Raw genomic sequence first — 5,300 nt, 5'->3', positions numbered from 1 at the left:
AGCGTCTCGGGCTCCTCGGCCAGCAGCCGCGCATCGAAAATCTCCCGCTCCTTGCCCGCGAGCGTGTCGGCAAACTGCTTGACCTTGTCGCGCGCGAAGTCGCGCCATTCGCGGTCGGCCGCTTCGGTCTCCGGATTGTGCCCGGCGTCGGGGATCACGTCGAGCAGCCGCGTATCGTTGTCGTCGCCGGACCCCGTCGGCTGGTCGAGCGAGACCTCGCTCTGTCCCATCCGCTCCTGCATCTCGCGCACGTCGCTCTCGCGCACGCCCATCCGATGCGCCAGTAGCAGCGGCTGCGGCTTGAATCCTTCGCGCTCGAGCCGCTCGGTCTCCTTGCGCAAGTTGAAAAACAATTTGCGCTGCGCCTGCGTCGTGCCGATTTTCACCAGCCGCCAGTTGTTGATGAGGTAGCGGTAAATGTACGCGCGCACCCACCACACGGCGTACGACGGAAAGCGGATGCCGTGCTCGGGGTCGAAATTCTTGACCGCTTCCATCAGGCCGACGTTGCCCTCCTGGATAAGGTCGAGCACGTTTTTGGTTGCGCGCGCGAATTCGTACGCGAGCTTCACGACCAGCCGCAGGTTGGCCGTCACCAGCCGGTAAGCGTCCTCGGGATCCTTGTTCTTGACGTAGCGCCGCGCGATCACCGCCTCCTCTTCGCGCGAGAGCAGCGGGAAGCGGCGAATCTCGGTCAGGTATCTGCCGAGCGGATCGGTGGCGACCAGCGCGCCGCCTTTCTGATCGGCGTCAGCGTCTTTATCATCGTCGGCGTCTTTGTCACCACCGGCTTCCGGCGCGGCGGATTCGGCCGTCGCGTCGCCCTCGATACTTTCTACCGGATGAAACTCGGAGACTTCGATCGGCGCATCTTTGTCGTCGGTCGCCCCCTCCGCATCGAGCTCGAGTTCAGAATCGTCGGCCACCACCGGCTCAGCTAGGACGCGCCCGCGACGAACCTTGCCGGCGCTCTTCGGTTTCGCCGGCCGCTTGCGAACTATTGGTTTGCCGGGTTTGCGCGCCACAGAAGAGGCTCCAGCTTCAGCACGATGCTGGCGAATCGAGAATGCAGACAGCGACGCTCCAGCCGTCGGCGGCAAGCAGCGTGTGTCGGTTGATATGGATCGATCGCGCCGGTCAGGCGTCGGGTTCTTCGATCGTTACCTTGCCGGCGGCGATTTCGCGCAGCGACGTCACTACTTCTTTATTATCCGATTCCACCAGCGGCCGCGCGCCCTTGAGCAGCTGTTTCGCGCGCCGCGCCGCCCCAAGCACAAGCTCGAAGCGGTTAGGAATATTCTCCAGGCAATCTTCAACGGTAATTCGTGCCATTGCGAATGATTCTCCAACCCCCACCCCCCCGTGTCAACGCGCAGGGGTGACCCCTGCACCCAGTATTAAGAAAAGCCGTGCATAACCGGGCGAGCTGGTTCTTCCCCTCTCCCTGTAAGGGAGAGGATCGAAGGTGAGGGTCCGCGTACAGCGCGCGTCTTCCGCGCGCGATTCAAGATTCTGTCCTCTGCCCGCTCCTTCCTGGCCTCGCCAACGAGGCGAGGTGTCACAGACACGCGGCCGACGCTCGTCCCCGAGCGTCGGGTGAGGACAACATTTCCCGCAATTCAGAATGACCCGCGTTCCGCACGCTAGTGCTGCCGCGCCCGTCATTTCACGCGCGCGGCAAGGAGGCTCTGAGAATTTCGTAGATATAGCAGCGAAGGTCAGAGTCCTCTTACAAAATCGTGAATCCTTTGCCCTGCTAAGACCTTTCTCTCAGATTAATTTGCAATTTGGGCGTCTCGGATCGGTTCGATTGAACAGCCTTTGCTGGAATCGCCCGCAACCAACGGCTAAAACTCGCGCGCATGGATAACCACCGCTCGTTGCGCCACCGCCTCGATGCCGATCCGCATCACCGACCAAATAGTCCCGGTGACATACAAGGCGTTCCGAGCGGTAACGCCGTGAAACAGGACAAAGGCGCCCGCGTTTTCGCCGTAATCGCGATCTTCCTGTTCGCCTGCTATTTCGTCGGCGCCTTGACGGTGCACGCGCACGAGAACGGCCCGCTCGCCAAGTACTGCACCGCAACCGGCAGTGGGGTCGTCATGCGGCTAAACGTTTCGGCTCGTCCAAGTCGATGAACCCTACGGGTTGTTTTCAAGGGCCTGGCCGCCCCACGTTCGGTTAGCCCGATACGCGATCGCACCCTGTCGCCCGAATTGAGACAGTTACCTTTCGCCTCCGTTCGGTTTGTGCGAAGCCTCGTCCCACTGATACTTTCCGGGCCCTACGAAAATCGAGGGAGGTGCACGATGAGTCAAGAGCCGCCTAAAGGGGAGCATTCTTTGAAAGGCGAAAACGATCTGAACAAAGCATGCGGAAAACCATGTCCCCGCTGTAATAATCCGGATATCGGCTACTGTATCATCAAAATCCCACCGGGTGGGGCACACAGCGGTCTGCACGAATGCGGGAACGACGGCACTGCGTGGTGAAACGGGAAATGGCTTTCGAGGATCGCCTCGTCCTCAACATCTCGCGGTTCCGCGAGGGCAGGATGGTCGAGCACTGGGCGCTCCTCGACGAAGCCTCGATGATCCGCCAACTCACTGGGAAGTGATTTCAAATTCCGCCCTGTTCTCAAGTCTCTTTTGCCCCACTTGAATCAATCCCTGCCCTATTGCGTATATCAAGTGGAGGATCCACGAGTTTGATGGGCAGGTTTGGGGCGTTGCGCCAGTTTTTCATGCTGACAGCGATCGCTCTGATTGTTGGGATCGGTCGGCCGGCTGCCGCCGATGGTCCCGCGACGATTCTCGACGGCAACCATCCCGATGAGGCGGCCGACGTTGTCGGCGCCGCGGTCGCATCGCCGACGCAGCCGCTCGCGATGCGCATCACGATGGCGCTGCGCAACCGCGACGACCTCGCTCGGCTGCTCGCCGATCAGCAGGACCCCTCGTCGGCGCAATACCATCGATGGCTGACGCCCGACGCGTTCACCAGCCGTTTCGGACCGACGGACGCCGACCTTGCCCGAGTCACGCGATGGCTCAGGAAGAAAGGCTTCACCGTCAACTCTGCCGACGCCTCGACGCGCGAGGTTTCTTTCACAGGCACGGTGGCGCAGGCGCAAAATGTTTTCGGCGTGAAGATTGCCGCGTCGACCGACGGCCGTCTGTATTCCAACATCAGCGATCCCGCCGTGCCCGCCGCGCTGGCTCCCGTAGTCGAATCGATCCGCGGCCTCGACAACCTGCTGCACAGCATGCCGCTGGCGCGCCGCGTGTCGAAGCCGGCCCCGAGCGCAAGTTCTCCTGCGTCGATCGTTAACAACGCGGGACCGGCCTTCGGTCCTCCCGACATCTACACCTTCTACAACGAAACGCCGCTGCTGAATCTGAACATCGACGGTGGCGGCACCGGCACTCGATGTATCGCGGTGGTCGAGGATTCGAACATCGACGCGCCTGCCGCCGACGCGTTCGACACCCAGTTCGGCCTGCCGGCGCTAACCGATACGAACTTCAGTGCGGTGCTCGTCGACAACACCGACCCGGGCCTGAATGTGGACAAAGACGAGACAATGGTCGATGTGACCTATGCGCATGCGGTGGCGCCCGGTTCGAGCATCCGCATGTATCTGGGCGATCAGAAGCATACGTCGTCGTCAGCGATTCTTGACGCCATCCACGCGGCAGTGACGGAGCGGAATAGCCCGTGCAGCGCGATCAGCATCAGCTTCAGCTTCTGCGGCGGCTCGAAGGGCTTCTACAAAACCCAGAACGGATTTTTTGCGCAGGCGGCCTCGCAAGGTCAGTCGCTGTTTATCGCGACTGGCGACGACGGCGCGGCGGGACTCAAGCTCAACTCCAGGGGTTGCGTTGCAGGCACGTCGCGCAACGTCAATGAAATCGGCGCGTCGCCGAACGTGACCGCGATTGGCGGCACCGAGTTCACGCCGAACTACCTGGGCGGTAACGACGACGGCTTCGTTTCAGAAACGGTGTGGAACGACGGCGACGGCGCCGCGGGCAGCGGCCAGAGCAAATTCTTCAAGAAGCCCGCATTCCAGAAAGGGCTCATCAAGAAGGATAAAAACCGCGACGTTCCCGACATCTCGTTCGGCGCGAGTCCCGCAACGCCCGGTTTCTTCTACGGCGGCCGCGACGGCAATACGCCGGCGGTGGTATGCTGCATAGGAGGCACCAGCCTCGGCGCCCCGGCATGGGCAGGCATCAGCCAACTGATCTCGCAGCTCAATAACGCTCCGATCGGCAATCTGAACGCGCGGATCTACCAGCTAGGCGCGCTAGCCAACGCCGCGAAGACGGGAATCCGCGACGTAACTTCAGGCAATACAAACTTCAACGGCGTCACCGGATTTTCCGCGATGACCGGCTACGACAAGGCCAGCGGCTGGGGCACCGTCGACATGGGCCTCTTCGTCCCGGCGTATTTAGGCCCGTAGTTCGACCAGCTTTTACTCGGCAGACTTGGCAGCCCACGGTCCGACCCCGGTAAAGCGGTCTGGCGCGATGCGGGTGATGAAACCCGGAATGTTGAGCATCGAAGGTGGTGGGAAGACTGCCTTGGGACCCAGATAGATTTTCGCGAGGCGTTGCAGCAGGGGCACTGCGCTGCCTTCGGTTATGCGCGCGTTGCCGTACGCCACCACATATTCCCGCATCCCCTGCGCGCTGGTCTGGTCGCTGAGGATGGACAGCGACTCGCGGATCGCGCCGGATGTTCTTGACCTTCTGATGCTCCGCCAAATGACCTATCACGAATTCTTCGCCTTCAATTCCGACCCACACCACGGTCACCTGCGGACTGCCGTCGCGATTGAGCGTCGTCAAATGTGCGTACGGTCCCTTCGCGATCACCTCGCGCAACGATTGCGGAATCTTCATGTGAATATCTCCATTTAGGTCAGCATCTTCTGGGACTACGACTTTCTCGAAACTGTGTCCATGGAGATTTTCGGAATCAGCGGCCACATGTAAAAACTTTCTTCGGTTCACACCTGGATTACGTTCATGGCGCATCGGTGCATCAAATTCGGTTTGAATTCTCTTTGATATCTGAAGGCGCGCGATAAGGTACCGAAATTGCGTGCCCAATCTGAAGGCCTCGAGCTTGGGGCAAATCGGGGTGAAGGAGTCACGAATGACAGATTGTCATTTTTACCAAATTCGCGAGAGGGCCATTTCTCTTTTCGTTTTCGTCGCCGTTGCGATGCTGGCTGCGTCGAGTCCCGTAGCCGCCGCGACCTCTGGATGCGGCCCGTTTGGCGATCC

General features: G+C 60.7%; 5 protein-coding genes and 1 pseudogene. 2 read left to right on the top strand and 4 right to left on the bottom strand.

The window, feature by feature from the left end:
• Together VIW95_RS11375 and rpoZ are read right to left on the bottom strand one after the other, a co-directional pair.
• Window positions 1-1,025, bottom strand: a 1,025-nt coding sequence (locus VIW95_RS11375) for a sigma-70 family RNA polymerase sigma factor (RefSeq protein ID WP_331586512.1), incomplete at its 3' end; no start/stop codon positions are given.
• Between the two features lie 112 nt (window positions 1,026-1,137).
• Window positions 1,138-1,332 carry a DNA-directed RNA polymerase subunit omega gene (gene rpoZ, locus VIW95_RS11370; protein WP_331586510.1) on the bottom strand — a complete coding sequence of 65 codons (195 nt, stop codon included), beginning with the start codon at window positions 1,330-1,332 and terminating at the stop codon, window positions 1,138-1,140.
• A 629-nt stretch (window positions 1,333-1,961) separates the two neighbouring features.
• Between rpoZ and VIW95_RS11365 the strand changes: the two genes are divergently transcribed.
• Window positions 1,962-2,141, top strand: coding sequence for a hypothetical protein (locus VIW95_RS11365; RefSeq protein WP_331586508.1), 180 nt, complete (start codon window positions 1,962-1,964; stop codon window positions 2,139-2,141).
• Between the two features lie 572 nt (window positions 2,142-2,713).
• A complete protein-coding gene (locus VIW95_RS11360) occupies window positions 2,714-4,471 on the top strand; it encodes a S53 family peptidase (protein WP_331586506.1) in 1,758 nt (585 codons plus the stop codon).
• 12 nt (window positions 4,472-4,483) lie between these two features.
• On the opposite strand, the gene VIW95_RS11355 is transcribed toward VIW95_RS11360, so the two are convergent.
• On the bottom strand, window positions 4,484-4,675 hold the full coding sequence (locus tag VIW95_RS11355) for a hypothetical protein (RefSeq protein ID WP_331586504.1): 192 nt from the start codon (window positions 4,673-4,675) through the stop codon (window positions 4,484-4,486).
• A gap of 88 nt (window positions 4,676-4,763) precedes the next feature.
• Window positions 4,764-4,913: pseudogene (locus VIW95_RS17500) on the bottom strand (pyridoxamine 5'-phosphate oxidase family protein); the annotation flags it as partial.
• Window positions 4,914-5,300 lie beyond the last annotated feature (387 nt).

The sequence above is a fragment of the Binatus sp. (SeqCode) genome (assembly GCF_036522015.1).
Taxonomy (GTDB): Bacteria; Desulfobacterota; Binatia; order Binatales; family Binataceae; genus Binatus.
The sequence above is the reverse complement of the archived record's forward strand: the minus strand, read 5'-3'. Positions and strand labels throughout refer to the sequence as shown.

What these genes read in the sequence shown, in the direction of transcription:
- rpoZ (WP_331586510.1), bottom strand. Translation starts at nt 1,332, where the DNA reads ATGGCACGAATTACCGTTGAAGATTGCCTGGAGAATATTCCTAACCGC.
- VIW95_RS11360 (WP_331586506.1), top strand. Translation starts at nt 2,714, where the DNA reads ATGGGCAGGTTTGGGGCGTTGCGCCAGTTTTTCATGCTGACAGCGATC.